This window comes from Shewanella sp. SM74 (genome assembly GCF_025653725.1).
Taxonomy (GTDB): Bacteria; Pseudomonadota; Gammaproteobacteria; order Enterobacterales; family Shewanellaceae; genus Shewanella; species Shewanella oncorhynchi.
Genome location: NZ_JAKKRZ010000029.1, coordinates 21,033 through 37,954 on the forward strand (window position 1 = coordinate 21,033; position 16,922 = coordinate 37,954).

Annotated in this window: 13 protein-coding genes; 7 read left to right on the plus strand and 6 right to left on the minus strand. The window is 45.4% G+C overall.

Annotated elements, in window-relative coordinates; all coding sequences use genetic code 11:
• Window positions 1-68: 68 nt before the first annotated feature.
• Together earP and efp are read left to right on the plus strand one after the other, a co-directional pair.
• Entirely contained in the window at window positions 69-1,250 is a 1,182-nt protein-coding gene (gene earP, locus L5M49_RS20820; protein ID WP_263266780.1) for an elongation factor P maturation arginine rhamnosyltransferase EarP, read from the plus strand.
• 45 nt (window positions 1,251-1,295) lie between these two features.
• Window positions 1,296-1,856, plus strand: coding sequence for an elongation factor P (efp, locus tag L5M49_RS20825; protein WP_105252465.1), 561 nt, complete (start codon window positions 1,296-1,298; stop codon window positions 1,854-1,856).
• 132 nt (window positions 1,857-1,988) lie between these two features.
• Here efp and L5M49_RS20830 read toward each other — a convergent pair whose 3' ends face one another.
• Both L5M49_RS20830 and L5M49_RS20835 read right to left on the minus strand, forming a co-directional pair.
• A complete protein-coding gene (locus tag L5M49_RS20830; RefSeq protein WP_317630127.1) occupies window positions 1,989-3,323 on the minus strand; it encodes a glutamine synthetase family protein in 1,335 nt (444 codons plus the stop codon).
• 296 nt (window positions 3,324-3,619) lie between these two features.
• The gene (locus L5M49_RS20835; protein ID WP_113939692.1) at window positions 3,620-5,002 is read right to left on the minus strand and encodes a Na+/H+ antiporter NhaC family protein; all 1,383 of its coding nucleotides are present in this window, start codon (window positions 5,000-5,002) and stop codon (window positions 3,620-3,622) included.
• A 754-nt stretch (window positions 5,003-5,756) separates the two neighbouring features.
• On the opposite strand from L5M49_RS20835, the gene L5M49_RS20840 reads away from it, so the two are divergent.
• The 3 genes from L5M49_RS20840 (at window position 5,757) to L5M49_RS20850 (ending at window position 9,146) form a co-directional block, all read left to right on the plus strand.
• The gene (locus L5M49_RS20840) at window positions 5,757-6,971 is read left to right on the plus strand and encodes a pyridoxal phosphate-dependent aminotransferase (protein ID WP_105252462.1); all 1,215 of its coding nucleotides are present in this window, start codon (window positions 5,757-5,759) and stop codon (window positions 6,969-6,971) included.
• 212 nt (window positions 6,972-7,183) lie between these two features.
• Window positions 7,184-7,771: a 5'-deoxynucleotidase gene (gene yfbR / locus L5M49_RS20845; RefSeq protein WP_011789435.1), complete on the plus strand. Its 588-nt coding sequence runs from the start codon at window positions 7,184-7,186 to the stop codon at window positions 7,769-7,771.
• Between the two features lie 25 nt (window positions 7,772-7,796).
• On the plus strand, window positions 7,797-9,146 hold the full coding sequence (locus L5M49_RS20850) for an anti-phage deoxyguanosine triphosphatase (protein ID WP_263266782.1): 1,350 nt from the start codon (window positions 7,797-7,799) through the stop codon (window positions 9,144-9,146).
• Window positions 9,147-9,332: 186 nt separating this feature from the next.
• Here L5M49_RS20850 and L5M49_RS20855 read toward each other — a convergent pair whose 3' ends face one another.
• The 4 genes from L5M49_RS20855 to zwf are packed head-to-tail and all read right to left on the minus strand — an operon-like array spanning window position 9,333 to window position 14,026.
• Window positions 9,333-9,974 carry a bifunctional 4-hydroxy-2-oxoglutarate aldolase/2-dehydro-3-deoxy-phosphogluconate aldolase gene (locus L5M49_RS20855; RefSeq protein ID WP_028759995.1) on the minus strand — a complete coding sequence of 214 codons (642 nt, stop codon included), beginning with the start codon at window positions 9,972-9,974 and terminating at the stop codon, window positions 9,333-9,335.
• Between the two features lie 20 nt (window positions 9,975-9,994).
• Window positions 9,995-11,821, minus strand: coding sequence for a phosphogluconate dehydratase (gene edd / locus L5M49_RS20860; protein ID WP_263182370.1), 1,827 nt, complete (start codon window positions 11,819-11,821; stop codon window positions 9,995-9,997).
• A 24-nt stretch (window positions 11,822-11,845) separates the two neighbouring features.
• Complete coding sequence (gene pgl, locus L5M49_RS20865; protein WP_105252460.1) at window positions 11,846-12,544, minus strand: 6-phosphogluconolactonase; 699 nt, start codon at window positions 12,542-12,544, stop codon at window positions 11,846-11,848.
• 9 nt (window positions 12,545-12,553) lie between these two features.
• Entirely contained in the window at window positions 12,554-14,026 is a 1,473-nt protein-coding gene (gene zwf / locus L5M49_RS20870; protein WP_028759998.1) for a glucose-6-phosphate dehydrogenase, read from the minus strand.
• Window positions 14,027-14,338: 312 nt separating this feature from the next.
• Here zwf and L5M49_RS20875 point away from each other — a divergent pair, with 312 nt between their 5' ends.
• Window positions 14,339-15,193, plus strand: a complete 855-nt coding sequence (locus L5M49_RS20875) for a MurR/RpiR family transcriptional regulator (protein WP_006081563.1) — start codon at window positions 14,339-14,341, stop codon at window positions 15,191-15,193.
• Between the two features lie 187 nt (window positions 15,194-15,380).
• On the plus strand, window positions 15,381-16,820 hold the full coding sequence (gene pyk / locus L5M49_RS20880) for a pyruvate kinase (RefSeq protein WP_105252459.1): 1,440 nt from the start codon (window positions 15,381-15,383) through the stop codon (window positions 16,818-16,820).
• The last annotated feature ends 102 nt before the right edge of the window (window positions 16,821-16,922 follow it).

The following is a 16,922-nucleotide window of genomic DNA, read 5'->3' on the forward strand; positions in this document are numbered from 1 at the left end:
TAAAGCGGCTTTAACGCCGCTTTTTTTATGCATATATTTCTGACTAAGAATAACGACATACCACACTCATGAGCAACACACCTCGCTCCAATCATTGGGATATTTTTTGCACCGTCGTTGATAACTATGGCGATATTGGCGTCACTTGGCGTTTAGCCAAACAAATAGCCAATGAGTATCAGATCCCCGTTAATTTGTGGGTCGACGACCTCGCAAGCTTCTCGCATATCTTACCGACACTCGATCCACTAAAAGCCACTCAAACCTTCAATGGTGTGAATATTATTCATTGGAAAGAGCCTTTACCTATAGAGTTTGTCGCAGGAGCAGTGCTCATCGAAGCCTTTGCCTGTGAACTCCCCGAACAGGTAAAAGAGCAGCTGGCTTATTTACATCAGAACGCCCCAAAATCTGTACCTGTTTGGCTGAATTTAGAGTATTTAAGCGCAGAGGATTGGGTTGAAGGCTGCCATGGTTTGCCATCGTTACAAGCCAATGGTTTGAAAAAGTATTTCTACTTTCCCGGTTTTAGCGCCAAAACGGGTGGACTCATTTGCGAGCAAAATTTGTTTGCAGAGCGTGATGCTTGGCAAGCTGATACTGCCAATAAATTGCAGCTTTTTACTGATCTAGGTCTTAAGGACATTCAGGCACAAGACACAGTGATTAGCGTTTTTAGCTATGAGACCGAGGCGCTACCCGCATTATGTGAGTTATGGCAGCAATCGGTAGAAAAAATCCATGCGCTGCTCCCAAAGGGGCGTAGCTTAAACAGTCTGACACATTTACTGCCCTGTGAGATTGCCGATCTAGTGCCGGGTCAACAGATAAATCATGGTAATTTAACCCTGCACATTTTACTTATGACAGACCAACAGGGGTTTGATCGCCTGCTCTGGAGCTGTGATTTTAATATCGTGCGCGGTGAAGATTCCTTTTTACGTGCCCAATGGGCCGCAAAACCCTTCATTTGGCACATTTATCCCCAAGAAGATGATTATCACCTCGTAAAATTAGAAGCTTTTCTCAAACTTTACTGCGATAATCTGCCACCTAAAATTGCTTGTTATTGGTCTGAATTGAATCTCGCGTTCAACCAAGCACAGCAATCAGCCGTGAGCCTTAACTGGCAAAACCTTAATCCTGTTAATTTGCCCTTGTTGCATCACCATGCTAAACAATGGCCAATTAATGCATTAAATGCTGCAGATCTCGCTACTCGACTAGTTCAGTTCGTTAAAAACAGCTAAGATACTGCGCGAAAACAGAAAAATCTAAATATAGGAAATAGTGTAATGAAAACTGCTCATGAAATCCGTCCTGGTAACGTGATCATGTTAGATGGCAGCCCATGGGTTGTGCAGAAAACTGAAACAACTCGTTCTGGCCGTAACGCTGCTATCGTTAAGTTAAAGTTGAAAAACTTACTGCTTAACTCTGGTACTGAAACGACTTTCAAAGGTGAAGATAAGTTAGAAGACATCATCCTAGATCGTCTTGACTGCACATATTCTTACTTTGCAGATCCTATGTTTGTATTCATGGATGCAGAATACAACCAATACGATGTAGAAGCTGAAAACCTAGGTGATGCAGCGGCTTATATCGTTGACGGTATGGAAGAAACTTGCCAAGTGACTTTCTATGATGGCAAAGCTATCTCTGTTGAAATGCCAACCACTATCGTACGTGAAGTGATCTACACTGAGCCTTCAGCTCGTGGCGATACTTCAGGTAAAGTGATGAAGCCAGCGACTATCACTGGCGGTGGCACAGTAAGTGTTGCTGACTTCGTGAAAGTAGGCGACAAAATTGAAATCGACACTCGTACTGGTGAATTCAAGAAGCGCGTTTAATCGCCCTTCTCGTTTCCAGACACAAAAAAGCCAGTGCTTGCACTGGCTTTTTTGTTGCTGTTTTTTTAGTGATGTGTCGAGTCACTCAAGGGAATAGGTGTTATCCAGCAAAATCCCCTCATTAAATAAGCGTTAGCATTGCGGCCCTAAGAAACGTCGCTCCCAAGCCCCTATCTCACTCAAATAACTTTGGAATTCAATTTCCTTCACCGATACAAAGCCAGTGACAAAATCGTCCCCGAGTAAGCGTCGTGCCGAATCACTTTGGCGCATTTGCGTTAACGCAGCTAAAAATGTCTGCGCGAGGTCATGGCTGCTCTCATAAGCGCTCCCAGTTTCTGGTGCACTTGGCGATAATTTTTCTTCCATTCCGGCAAGGCCCGCTGCCAAAGATGCGGCAATCATCAGGTACGGATTAGCATCGGCGCCCGCAATGCGATTCTCTACCCGTCTCGCTACTGGAGCACTTAATGGCACACGTAAGCCAGTGGTGCGATTATCAACGCCCCAACTTAAATTAATCGGCGCTTGACTGCCGGAAATGTAACGTCTAAATGAATTGATATTGGGTGCGAATAACAACATTAAATCAGGTAGATACTTTTGTAATCCGCCGATATAGTGGTGAAAACGGTCAGTGTCGCTACCATCAGCATGGCTGAAAATATTATGACCTTTATCATCGACGACACTTTGATGTAAATGCATAGAACTGCCGGGTTGACCCGCTATGGGTTTCGCCATAAAAATTGCATTCAAGCTATGTTTAATGGCGATTTCTTTCGCCGCGTATTTAAACATAAAGGCTTGATCCGCTAAGGCCAGCGGATCGCCATGCACTAAGTTAATTTCATATTGCGATAGCCCCATTTCATGGATCCAAGTATCACCTTTAATCCCAATCGCATCGATAGCGGCATTAAACTCATCCCAAAATGGTGCGAGTTCATTGAGCATATTCATGCTAAACGCGGATTGACCATTTTCAGCTCGGCCACTTTTTGAAATGGGTGCCTGATACGGCACACTCGGATCGGTATTGGCTTCAGTCAGATAAAACTCAATCTCAGGAGCCACCACGGGCGTTAACCCAAGGGCTTGGTAACGGGCTAACACATTTTTTAACATAGAGCGCGGCGCAAATGGACATAAATTGCCATCCAGTAATACGCAGTCATGGATGGCAAATGCGCGCGGCACTGTGCTCCATGGGATCATCTTGAGAGTGCTGTAATCGGGGATGAGTAAAAGATCAGGATCAGCATCGGGGAAAACTGGATCGTAGGAATACTCACCGGTAATCGCTTGCATCGAAATCGCTTGGGCAATACGTAATTCAGCACCCTGAGCAAAACTTCGGGCTGGCATAAGCTTTCCCCTTGGATAGCCTGAAATATCAGGGAATAAACACTCGACATCACGTATTGTGCCGTGCTCGAAAAACGCAGTAAGAAGAGTTGAGTCCATTTGATTCGTTTGCCACTAATGTTGAAAATAATACCCTGAAGGATGCAAAGTATAATCAGGCTTTGATTTGAAAAGCTACATGGCGACGATGAAATATGTAAAATATAAATGACAATTTCGTAAAATATAATTTGACATCAGTTGAAAATATTCATTTAACAGTGTAATCGTGTTTATCCTAGTTCAAGCCTCCTCACTCTTTACTCACCTTTTACTCATTCTAGCCGCCTAACCCCATTACGGCAGACATAAAAAAACCAGCCGTAGCTGGTTTCTTATATTAATCGTGACAGAAGTTATGCAATCACAATAAAGCCGATAAATGCTATTACTGCTGCGATAAGTGCATAAGGTAACTGAGTCACAGCATGGCTCACTAAGTTACAACCTGAGCCTTGGGCGGCCAATACGGTTGAATCTGAGTAGAAGCACGCTTGGCTACCAAATGATGATGCAGACAATAAGGCCCCAATGACTAATGGGATGTCCGCCCCAACGGCTTGCGCTAATGGCATCACGATAGGAATCGTCACGGCAAATATACCCCAGCTCGAACCTGTGGCAAACGCGAGTATAGCCATAGATAAAAACACTACCGCAGGCAGCAATTTAGGTGTCATAAATGGACTTAATGATTCAATGACATACTGTGGCAGTAATAACTGATCGCACACATCCTTAAACACAAACGCCGCAATCACAGTGCTAATGGCTGGTAGCATGCTTTTAAAGCCATCGATCATTTGGTCCATCATCTCTGAAAATGGCATCAAACGCTGCACTGCATAATAAGGAATCGTGATAACTAAGGTCGCCAGCAAGCCTTTCCACACGTCGATATCAAAGTACACGGTAAAGGCAACTAACAAACCAATAGGCACTAAAAAGTTATGCAGTTTGCCCTGATTATCGGCGTGCTTAAATTCCTCTTCTATGGCTTTAACCGCATATTCATCCGAAGTTTGCACTTGGTCGAAATCCACCTGCGCTTCAGCGGGTTCACCTTGGGCAGCGCGCAGCTGCGCAGTCTTCATTGGACCAATGGCGGGCACAATACCTAATGCGACAAGTAGCACCATAGCCACAGCTAACCAAGCATAAAGCATGTAAGGAATGGCTTGCATATAAACTGCAATGCCTTGACCTTCGGCTGCCACACCGTTATCCACCAGTAATCCACCAAAAAATACCGCCCAAGTTGATAATGGCACTAACACGCACACGGGCGCGGCGGTAGAGTCCACGACATAGGCGAGCATTTCACGGGACACTTTAAATTTATCCGTTACACGCTTCATGGTTTCACCCACGGTCAACGCATTGAGATAGTCATCGATAAAAATCACGATCCCAAGGATAAAAGTCATTAATAGGGAAGATTTAGGTCCTTTCGCCAATTTAAGTGCATTGCGGCCAAACGCTAATGCGCCGCCAGTTCGTACTAAAAGTGCGATGAGCGCGCCAAAACCACCACACACCAGAATCAACCAACCTATGGTTTCATCGGCCATAACCTTCAATGACACACTAGCAAAATTGTTTAAGACTTGACTGGGATCGAGTAACAGGAAACCGGTTACCGCACCTATGATCAAAGATAAAATAGGACGGCGTAACCAAATAGCTAACACCAATACCACCAAAGGTGGAATGAGACTTAACGCTGTCGGTTCAGACATGCACTTAGGTCCTCTAAATAAATCGCCTAAAAGGCAAATGGTTTTAGAATAACGTCTGAAATCAACACGATTTAGAACGTCAACACAGCTGCTTCATGATGACTAACCCTGAAGATAAAACCCGCGAATTGCTTGCTATCTAAGGTGCCTTGCCAAAAACATCGCGCAGAAAATAAAGCGCATCGAATATTGAGTCAACTATAAATTTAACTTGATAGAAAATAAATTTATTTCCCGCGAGACAATTTTACATAACCATATAATTTAGAAGACTTTTAACGCCATCGCAACTTAAACATTTATGATCTTCTTAGCTTAATAAGCATTCAATAAATATGCCTAATTATCACAAAATAAAATGCCGCTTGCATAAGTTTACCTTATCAAAAATCTGTGATTAAAAATCAACCATTAAGTATCAGCTAAAATACATTTTCTTCTGTCACGATTGATATGGCTAATATAGAGAAATTAAATATGGGTCAGCTAATGAAAACGCATTTTAATCTTTCGAAATGAAAAAACATAAACAAGATTCCCCTACCAACCCAATAGATAAACAATCTTAAAATCATGCCAATGTCAGAACATAAAACTTGTGCAGATTTCTTTAATCGACTGTTAAAGCATATTTAACTGAGGGGTATTTATAAAAAAAGCGCAATTCTGTGCTTATCCCCCCTTTCATCTGCAATGAAATTTCGTTATGGTGCGCTAACTTAAGCCAAAACTTTATGCATGTTCCGAGGTGTAAATGCGCCCTATCATCAAATCCAACAAGCTGGATACCGTTTGCTATGACATCCGCGGCCCAGTGCACAAGGAAGCCAGACGTTTAGAAGACGAGGGGCATCGAATCCTCAAACTCAACATTGGTAATCCGGCCCCCTTCGGTTTCGAAGCGCCTGAAGAAATTGTGCGCGATGTGATCCTCAATTTACCCAGTGCCCAAGGCTACTGTGAGTCAAAAGGATTATTCTCTGCCCGTAAGGCCATAGTGCAGCATTATCAAGCCCAAGGGATTTTTGGTGTCGATATCGAAGATATCTATATAGGTAACGGCGTTTCAGAACTCATTATGATGGCAATGCAAGGCCTGCTGAATACCGATGATGAGATCTTAATCCCCTCACCAGACTATCCCCTGTGGACAGCAGCGGCGAATCTCGCGGGCGGCAAGGCTGTGCATTATCGCTGCGATGAAGAAGCGGACTGGTTCCCCGATCTCAACGACATTAAAAGTAAAATTTCATCACGTACTCGCGGCATAGTGCTGATTAACCCGAACAACCCAACCGGAGCGGTATACAGCAGAGAATTACTGCTGCAAGTGGTTGAACTGTGTCGTCAACATGATCTGATCCTTTTTGCCGATGAAATTTACGATAAAATTTTATACGATGAAGCCAAGCATATTCCTGCTGCGGGTCTATCAGATGATATTTTAACTGTTACTTTTAACGGTTTATCAAAGGCTTATCGTGCAGCAGGATTTCGTGTTGGTTGGATGATGTTATCTGGCAATCTTAAGGCTGCTAAAAGTTACATCGAAGGCTTAGAAATGCTGTCCTCGATGCGCCTCTGTGCAAACGTGCCCAATCAACATGCAATTCAAACCGCGCTCGGCGGTTATCAGAGTATTAACGAGCTTATTTTGCCTAATGGCCGCCTCACAGTCCAAAGGGATGCCTGTTACGAATTACTTAACCAAATTCCAGGTGTGAGCGTTAAAAAACCAAAGGGCGCACTCTATGCCTTTCCGAAACTGGATATGAAGAAATTCAACCTAAGGGATGATGAGCGTTTAGTGCTGGATTTACTCAGAGAAAAGAAAATTCTGTTAGTGCACGGCACGGCCTTTAACTGGCCTGAGCCTGACCATTTACGAGTGGTTTTCTTGCCCTATAAAGAAGATCTGAAAAAAGCATTTACCGAGTTTGGCGCCTTCCTCGAAAACTATCGGCAGTAAGTTTATCCTCAGTTAACAGTTTGAGTCATAAAGCGATCCTAGTGGTCGCTTTATTTTTAGCTATTTCTTTAAATCCTCCACGCTCATGCTCACGTGTCATCCAAGGCTGTGATAATCTAAGACTTCACTAGCGTCAATACTGCCTATTCACTCGTATCATGTCTTCCATTGCAGCTTGTCGCCTACCGATTTCACTCTTTAGCAGGAAAACTATGAGTCACTTATTTGCGCATTTAGCTCGCATGAAACTTATCCAACGCTGGCCTTTGATGTACAACGTTCGCACTGAAAATGTTCAAGAACACTCGCTGCAAGTTGCCATGGTGGCCCATGCACTGGTGATCATCAGTAATAAGAAATTCGGCACGACGCTCTGCCCCCATCAAGCCACGAGTCTGGCGATTTTTCACGATGCCAGTGAAATTCTCACGGGTGACTTACCGACGCCGGTGAAATACTTCAATAAAGAAATTGAAGCCGAGTATAAAAAGATTGAGGCGATTGCCGAGCAGCGCATGTTAGATATGGTACCTGAGGAATTTAAAGAGGATTATCGCAGTCTGTTCATCAGCGATTACGCCGATCCCGTTTACAAGACCATAGTGAAATCGGCTGATACTCTGTGTGCCTATCTTAAATGCCTTGAGGAAAACCGCGCTGGCAACAGTGAATTTAATACCGCCCGCAAGCGACTTGAAGACATGCTGGCGACGAATCCCGATCCTGCAGTACAGTATTTTATGAACTGCTTTGTACCCAGTTTCACTTTGAATTTAGACGAAATTAACAAGATGCTTTGATTTTCCACTCTCGCTAGGAATGCATATGACTTCAAGTGTTTGGCAAGAACGCCGTCATGGTGAAGATAAACAACGGCGTAACGATCACCGCAGCCCCTACCAAAGAGACAGGGCGCGTATTCTCCACTCGGCCGCCTTTCGCCGCCTCCAGGCCAAAACGCAAGTGCTCGGCGTTGGCATGAATGACTTCTATCGCACCCGATTAACCCACTCACTCGAAGTCTCGCAAATTGGTACCGGCATAGCTGCTCAGCTCAGGCGCAAATATCCACAACATAAACAACTGCTTTGCTCTATGAGCTTATTAGAGTCCCTGTGCTTGGCCCACGATATTGGTCATCCTCCCTTCGGCCACGGTGGTGAAGTCGCATTGAATTACATGATGCGCGACCATGGCGGTTTTGAAGGTAACGGCCAAACTTTTCGTATTTTATCGAAACTTGAGCCCTATACATTAGATTTTGGGATGAACTTGTGTCGGCGTACCATGCTCGGGATTTTAAAATACCCAGCGCCGCACTCGAGGCTATTTGTCGCGGGTGAACATAATGAAATCACCAACCATAGACAGCTCAAGCCGTCACAATGGCCGCCGGTTAAGGGCATTTTCGACGATGATAACGACATCTTCGCTTGGGTGCTTGAGCCTTTATCTGAGGCAGATAGCCGTCGTTTTACATCAACTCAGCAAGGTTCACACCCCGCCCTGCACCACTATCCACATCTGCGAACCCAGTTTAAATCCTTCGATTGCTCGATTATGGAACTGGCAGATGACATCGCCTATGCGGTGCACGATCTCGAAGATGCGATTGTGATGGGCATAGTCACAACGTCCCAGTGGCATCAAGATGTGGCGCCGACACTGACGAACAGCAGTGATGCGTGGATAAAACAAGAGCTGGCAGATATTGGCAACAAGCTGTTTTCCCATGAGCATCACCTACGTAAAGATGCCATAGGCACACTCGTTAATGGCTTTGTCACCGCTATTGTTATCTCAGAAGATGACGTGTTCGAAGAACCATTATTGCGCTTTAATGCGACGTTAGAGCCGGAATTTGCCATTGCGCTCAATGTGCTCAAGCAACTGGTTTATAAATACGTTATTCGTAAACCCGAAATCCAAATGCTCGAATATAAAGGCCAGCAGATTGTGATGGGCTTATTCGAAGCCTTCGCTTCCGATCCCGAGCGTTTACTGCCACTGAACACCCAAGAGCGCTGGCGCGAAAGTGAGCAACAAGGTTTAAACAGTCACAGAGTGTTGGCGGACTATATTTCGGGGATGACAGATGAGTTTGCAGGCAGACTATATCAGCAGTTGTTTAGCCCAAAAGCCGGCTCAAATGTAGAACTGAGCAAGGAAATGTAGGCAAGCAGACATTGCGCGGCCCGACTTGCTATAAAGCCAGACTGTTTGTAAATGCTCGTGTTACTGTAAAAACCAGACTTTCTACAGAGTCAGCGATCGCAGCCGTTCTTTATCAAAATGCGAAAGATAAAAGACAAAAAACCACCTTGTGGTGGTTTTTTATTTTGTCACTATTTCAAACTCGATTTATAAAGCGCCAATGGCATCTTTACAAAGTTGAGTGATACGATCCCAATCGCCGTGTTCCATTGCATCCGTTGGCGCAATCCAACTACCACCAATACAATCGACGTTTTTCAGCGCTAAATAATCTTTATAGCTGCTTGGCGTAATGCCACCTGTTGGGCAGAAGCGAATATCCGCTAGCGGACCCGAGAAGGCTTTAAGAGCATCAACACCACCCGAAGCTTCAGCTGGGAAGAATTTAAAGTGGGTGTAACCGAGCGCCATCCCCGTCATCACTTCTGAAATGCTCGCAACCCCTGGAATTAAAGGGATTGGACCATGCATACCCGCTTTGAGCAGTTCAACCGTCGCGCCTGGGGTAATAATAAACTGCGCACCCGCGGCAATCGCAAGATCAAGCTGAGCTTCGTTTAAGATAGTCCCTGCGCCGACTAAGGCCTCAGGCACTTCTTTGGCGATTTTAGTGATAGCTTCGAGTGCACAAGGCGTACGCAAAGTCACTTCTAACACGCTAATGCCGCCGGCAACCAGTGCTCGCGCTAATGGCACCGCATGTTCAATCTTGTTAATCACCATAACAGGAACAATAGGGCTGCGTTTAAAAATATCTTGTGGCTGTAGTGACCAGTTATTCTCAAGCATTGCGTTATTCTTCCTTTGTATTAATAAAGTTCATCGATGGCATTAGTACAACGCGCACCAGTTTCTGGACTACTTAGATTTGAACGTAGCGCACTAAATAACTCGCGGCCCATGCCATAACGTGAGCGATGTAAATCCACAATTCCCGCGGCTCTGGTGGCAAGTTCAGCTTCAGAGACAAGCAGGCTCAGTTCGCCTGTTAACGCATCGACACGGATCAAGTCGCCATCTTGGACTTTGGCAATTAAACCGCCATCTAAGGCTTCTGGCGTTAAATGAATGGCCGCAGGGACTTTACCCGACGCACCAGACATGCGACCGTCGGTCAGCAGCGCGACTTTAAAGCCTTTGTCCTGAAGCGTTCCCAATAATGGGGTTAACTTGTGCAGTTCTGGCATACCGTTAGCTTTCGGGCCTTGACCTTTAACCACCACAACACAATCTCTATCCAAAGCACCGGCTTGGAACAAGGCATCGAGTTTGTTTTGATCGTCAATCACCACTGCGGGCGCTTCAACGACACGATGTTGTTCTTGTACTGCTGACACTTTGATCACAGCGCGGCCTAAGTTACCTTTGAGTAATTTTAAGCCACCGTTGCCTTGGAAAGGTGATGCGACTGACGTTAACACTTCAGTATCTAAGCTAGTCGTTGGACCATCGACCCAGCGCAGTTCACCGTCGAGCAGCCTTGGCTCTTGGGTATAACGGCGTAAACCAAAACCCGCAACGGTATCCACATCTTCATGCAATAGCCCCGCATCGAGCAATTCTTTGATTAAGTACGCCATGCCACCGGCTGCATGGAAATGATTAATATCGGCATGACCGTTTGGATACACGCGCGCCACTAATGGTACAGCATCGGATAATTCAGAAAAATCATCCCAGTTCACAATAATACCGGCAGCACGAGCCGCGGCGACAATGTGCATCGTCAAGTTAGTAGAACCGCCAGTAGCCAAAAGTGCCACAATGCCGTTAACCACAGATTTTTCGCTGACCACTTCACCGATTGGGGTATATTGGGTGCCCATTTCGGTTAAACGACACACTTGCTTAGCTGCCATCTTATTTAACGCTTCGCGCAGTGGATCATCAGGATTCACAAATGACGAGCCAGGTAACTGCAGGCCCATCACTTCAAGCATCAACTGATTCGAGTTTGCCGTGCCGTAGAAAGTACAGGTTCCTGCACTGTGGTAAGACTGGGCTTCAGCTTCTAACAGTTGCGCGCGATCCACTTTACCTTGGGCAAATTGCTGACGAATACGGGCTTTTTCTTTGTTCGGGATACCTGATTTCATCGGCCCAGCAGGCACGAATAACATAGGCAAGTGACCAAAGCTTAAGGCGCCGATAAGCAAACCTGGTACGATTTTATCGCAAATGCCGAGCAGTAAAGCGCCATCAAACATGTTGTGAGACAAGCCCACAGCCGTTGCCATCGCAATCACTTCACGACTCAGTAAGCTCAATTCCATACCGGGTTGACCTTGAGTCACACCGTCACACATGGCCGGAACACCGCCCGCCACTTGTGCAACACTGCCGACTTCCTGACAGGCTTTTTTAAGCAATTCAGGATAGCTTTCATAGGGTTGGTGCGCAGATAACATATCGTTAAATGCCGTCACTATGCCGATGTTCGCCTTATTCAATTGACGCAATGCATTTTTGTCGTCTGGATTACAGGCGGCAAAACCATGGGCTAAGTTGCCACAGCTCAATGAGCTACGGTGTACACCATGGTTACGAGCATCATTCAATGCGGCGAGATAACCTTCACGTGACGCTTTGCTACGGGCAATAATTCTGTCGGTAACAGCTTGAACTACTGAGTGTATTTCTACTGAGTGCATAGTGACTCCTTAAGCGCTCCAGAACACATCAACGGGCGTTTTACGCTGCGCTAATACGGCTCTGATAGGCATAGCATGGACATCATCACTTTCTAACGCTTGACGATATACGGATAATTTCTGTTCCCCGACCAAGTGCAGATAAATTTGTCTGCTGTTCAGAATCGCACTCTTAGAGAGCGTAATTCTACCATGGGGCGCTGTGGTGGGGTTCGTCGCCACACACAGGGCTTGGGTTGTGAGCGCATTTTCAAGCTCAGCACTGCAGGGAAACCAAGAGCAGGTATGACCATCGTTACCCATGCCTAACACCACCACATCAAAAGGACGTGGGAAGTTAGACAAGGACTCGGCGGCCATATCGGCGCCCGCTTCTGCAGTCGAAAACATGTTTTTTAAACCGCGGAATTTGGCATTCGCCGCACGGTTTTGTAATAAATGTTCACGCACGAGACGCTCATTAGAAGCATCGGCGTCGGCTTCAACCCAGCGCTCATCGGCAAGCGTGATATAAACATCACTCCAATCGATGGATTTCATGCTCAATAGTTGAAATAACTTAAGCGGCGTCGAACCACCGGAAACCACTAAGCTCGCTTTTCCGCGGGCATCGACGGCTTCCTGCAACTGGCTCGCAATTCTATTCGCAAGCTGTTGTTCTAACGCACTTGGCGTATCGAAAGATTTGAATACGGTTTCTTTAATCATCAAAGTCTCCTACTCGTCCCACGAACGGCCATCTTTGGTGATCAAAGCAACTGACGCAACTGGACCCCAAGTACCCGCAGGATAAGGTTTTGGTTTTTCGTTACTTTGTTCCCACGATTGGATAATGCCATCCACCCAAGTCCATGCCTGCTCGACTTCATCGCGGCGCACGAACAGCGCTTGATTACCGAGCATAGCTTCGAGTAATAGACGCTCGTAGGCATCGGCGATACGTTCATTTTTGAAGGTATCGGAGAAGCTCAAATCGAGTTTAGTGGTTTGTAGACGTTGTTTTTGCTCCAAACCTGGCACTTTGTTCATCATCTGGATTTCAACCCCTTCATGGGGTTGCAGACGAATAGTCAGCTTGTTGGGTGGCAGATTACGGTAGCTTGAGCGATACAAGTTATGCGGTGGGTTTTTGAAATACACCACAATTTCAGAGCTCTTAAACGGCATACGTTTACCGCTACGTAAATAGAAAGGCACGCCCGCCCAACGCCAGTTGTCGATATCCACACGAATAGCCACGAAGGTTTCTGTGTGTGATTGAAGGTTGGCGCCTTCTTCTTCTAAATAACCCGGTACTGGGCTGCCCTTTAAGAAGCCCGCACTGTACTGACCGCGTACGGTATTTTCATACACATTGTCAGAATTAATCGGACGCAGTGATTTGAGCACTTTGACTTTTTCATCACGGATGCTGTCAGCGTCTAAGTTAACGGGTGGATCCATAGCAACGAGCGTTAACACTTGCAGCAAATGGTTCTGGATCATGTCACGCATCTGACCCGCTTTGTCGAAGTAACCCCAACGGCCTTCGATGCCCACTTCTTCTGCGACTGTGATCTGGACGTGGTCAATCGTACGGTTGTCCCACTTAGAGGCAAATAAAGAGTTAGCAAAACGCAGTGCAATCAAGTTCTGTACGGTTTCTTTACCTAAGTAATGGTCGATACGGTAAACCTGACGTTCTTTGAAGTAAGCGGAAACTTGGTCATTGATAACGCGAGAAGAGTCTAAATCTGAGCCGATGGGCTTTTCGAGCACCACGCGTGAATCTGGGTGGATAAGATCTTGTTCATGCAAACAACGGCATATGTCGCCGAATATTGCAGGTGGCGTAGCAAAGTAACTGACCATAACGCGCTCTTCTGGTTTGAGCAGATCATGGAAGGCACTGTAGCCCGCTGAATCGGTAAAGTTAGTGCCTATATAGTGGCAGCGGGACAGGAAACGTTGGAGAGTCTCTTCGCACAAAGGCTCTTTCACGAAGGTGTTTAATGCAAGCGTGACTAATTCGATAAACTCATCTTGAGTAAACTCGTCTTTCGCGACACCGATCACTTTCGTATCTTTATCGAGAAGTTCAGCTTTATCTAGCTGGTATAAAGAAGGTAACAACTTGCGTCGTGCCAAATCGCCTTTAGTACCAAAGAGTACGAAGTCACAAGCTTTGGCGCCTGATGTTGTTTTGCCCATTGCGTTACGATCTCCTTTGTATGTCGTGTCCCTTCATGTCGATGAAGAAATCCACACTTTTGTTGTAATATAACAACAGAATTTGTTAAATGCATCTATTTTTATAAATATTAACATTCTTGCTAACTAGTCACTTGCTGCATAAATCTGATATGCTTTTTGTGCTTAAATTACTGAAGGTAGTAAAGTCTTATTTCAAAATTGTACTGAAAAGTTACTACATAGAGTCTATTAGTGGGCCGCCAGTCTTGATCTGCTCCCACGAAATAAAAATAAATAAAATTACATTCTCAATTTAGCGGACATACGCGTATGAATACCCTAGAAAAGGTTCAAAAAAGCCTCACCCATTTTAGTAAATCAGAACGCAAAGTTGCAGAGGTGATCTTAGCATCACCACAGACAGCTATACATTCTAGCATCGCCACACTGGCTAAGATGGCAGATGTCAGTGAACCTACTGTGAATCGTTTCTGCCGCCGCTTAGATACTAAAGGTTTCCCTGATTTTAAGTTACATCTAGCGCAAAGTCTTGCGAACGGTACACCTTATGTGAGCCGCCACGTTGAAGAAGATGATTCGACTGAGTCTTACACGACAAAAATATTCGAATCTTCAATGGCTTCGCTCGATACCGCACGTCAAAGCCTAGACATTTCAGCCATTAATAAAGCCGTTGATATTCTCACTCAAGCTAAGACTATTTCCTTTTTTGGCCTAGGCGCATCCGCTTCAGTTGCCCATGACGCGCAAAATAAATTCTTCCGCTTTAATGTCCCTGTCATCTGTTTTGACGATGTTCTAATGCAACGCATGAGTTGTATTAACAGTAATGAGGGCGATGTGGTGGTATTGATTTCCCACACTGGCCGCACTAAGTCATTGATTGAAATAGCGCGTTTAGCGAGAGAAAATGGTGCAGCTGTGATTGGTATTACCGCCCGCAACTCGCCTTTGTCAATGGAATGTACACTGCCCGTGACAATGGAAGTGCCAGAAGATACTGACATGTATTTACCTATGGCCTCGCGTTTAGCCCAATTAGTCACTATAGATGTATTGGCAACGGGTTTTACCTTACGTAGAGGCCCACGTTTCCGCGATAATTTGAAACGAGTGAAAGAAGTGTTAAAAGAGTCTCGCATCAATAAAGATCCGATACTGTAACTCACTTCCTTTTCTAAAAATGGCTAGTGTTGCTCCTTAACCTAGCCATTTATCGTGCAAATATCAGCGATACCTCACAATTTTCATACATAACTTTAGATCAATTTGATTGTAACTTTACTACAAAATTTGGAATTGCATGGTAATATAGTCCCAAGATTTTTTTTAACTTTAACGGAGTATCCTTATGTTCCGCAGAACCAAAATCGTCACCACTCTAGGTCCCGCTACAGATCGTGATGATAATCTACGCCGCATCATCGCGGCAGGTGCAAACGTTGTACGTCTTAATTTCTCCCACGGTTCCCCCGAAGATCATCTAAAACGAGCAACTCAAGCGCGCGAAATCGCTAAAGAGTTAGGCGTTCATGTGGCCATTCTTGGTGACTTACAAGGCCCTAAAATCCGCGTTTCTACTTTCAAAGACAATAAGAAAGTACAACTCGTATTAGGTCAAGCCTATGTACTTGATGCCGAGTTAGCCAAAGGTGAAGGCGACGAGACCCAAGTGGGTATCGATTACAAGCAATTGCCAGACGATGTGACTGTTGGTGATATCCTGATGTTAGATGATGGCCGTGTTCAATTACGCGTTGAGCGTGTTGAAGGCCGTAAAGTGCATACCACAGTGACTGTGGCAGGCCCTTTATCTAACAACAAAGGTATTAACAAACAAGGCGGCGGACTTTCTGCTGCTGCGCTGACCGAAAAAGACAAGGCTGACATTCTCACTGCAGCAATGATCCAAGTGGATTATTTAGCCGTGTCTTTCCCGCGCAGTGGTGCAGACTTGGACTATGCACGCGATCTTGCTCGTCAAGCAGGTTGTAATGCGTTGATCGTTGCTAAAGTTGAACGTGCTGAAGCGGTTGCGACCGATGCCGCTATGGATGATGTTATCTTAGCGTCTGACGTTGTTATGGTTGCCCGTGGTGACTTAGGTGTTGAAATTGGTGATGCTGCACTCGTTGCAGTGCAGAAGAAGTTAATCGCCCGTTCACGCCAACTGAATAAAGTCGTCATCACTGCCACCCAGATGATGGAATCGATGATTTCAAGCCCAATGCCAACCCGCGCCGAAGTGATGGACGTGGCGAACGCTGTGCTTGATGGTACCGATGCTGTGATGTTATCTGCTGAAACTGCTGCCGGTGACTTCCCAGAAGAAACCGTTAAGGCAATGGCAAACGTGTGTGTTGGCGCTGAATCTCACCCAAGTGTGATTGTGTCTAAACATAGATTAGATGTGCGTTTCACTTCAGTTGAAGAGACCATTGCGCTATCAACTATGTATGCAGCAAACCACCTAGAAGGCGTTAAGGCGATTATCGCTCTGACTGAATCAGGTGCAACACCACAGTTGATGTCTCGTATCAGTTCTTCACTGCCAATCCTAGGTTTATCACGTCACGCAACAACCTTAGCCAAAATGGCCTTGTACCGCGGCGTGTTGCCAATTTACTTCGATTCAACTATCCACCCAGCCGATGAGCTAGCGCAAAAAGCGTTAGAAGCATTAACTGCGGCTGGTTATTTGAATAGCGGTGATATGGTGCTGATGACCAAAGGCGATGCAATGGAAACCATCGGCGGCACTAACACCTGTAAAGTGTTGATCGTAGCTTAAGTTGCTTAAGCTTCTTCTAACAACTCAAGCTCGTTAGAAAACAGCCAATAAAAAACCACCTCATGAAGGTGGTTTTTTTATATTGACTGTTTTCTGTAAGTG

Bases quoted from the DNA above. Each gene is read 5' to 3' on its own strand.
- L5M49_RS20875 (WP_006081563.1), top strand. From the start codon at position 14,339: ATGAATACCCTAGAAAAGGTTCAAAAAAGCCTCACCCATTTTAGTAAA.
- pyk (WP_105252459.1), top strand. From the start codon at position 15,381: ATGTTCCGCAGAACCAAAATCGTCACCACTCTAGGTCCCGCTACAGAT.
- L5M49_RS20850 (WP_263266782.1), top strand. From the start codon at position 7,797: ATGACTTCAAGTGTTTGGCAAGAACGCCGTCATGGTGAAGATAAACAA.
- L5M49_RS20840 (WP_105252462.1), top strand. From the start codon at position 5,757: ATGCGCCCTATCATCAAATCCAACAAGCTGGATACCGTTTGCTATGAC.
- L5M49_RS20855 (WP_028759995.1), bottom strand. From the start codon at position 9,974: ATGCTTGAGAATAACTGGTCACTACAGCCACAAGATATTTTTAAACGC.
- L5M49_RS20835 (WP_113939692.1), bottom strand. From the start codon at position 5,002: ATGTCTGAACCGACAGCGTTAAGTCTCATTCCACCTTTGGTGGTATTG.
- efp (WP_105252465.1), top strand. From the start codon at position 1,296: ATGAAAACTGCTCATGAAATCCGTCCTGGTAACGTGATCATGTTAGAT.
- pgl (WP_105252460.1), bottom strand. From the start codon at position 12,544: ATGATTAAAGAAACCGTATTCAAATCTTTCGATACGCCAAGTGCGTTA.
- earP (WP_263266780.1), top strand. From the start codon at position 69: ATGAGCAACACACCTCGCTCCAATCATTGGGATATTTTTTGCACCGTC.
- yfbR (WP_011789435.1), top strand. From the start codon at position 7,184: ATGAGTCACTTATTTGCGCATTTAGCTCGCATGAAACTTATCCAACGC.
- zwf (WP_028759998.1), bottom strand. From the start codon at position 14,026: ATGGGCAAAACAACATCAGGCGCCAAAGCTTGTGACTTCGTACTCTTT.
- L5M49_RS20830 (WP_317630127.1), bottom strand. From the start codon at position 3,323: ATGGACTCAACTCTTCTTACTGCGTTTTTCGAGCACGGCACAATACGT.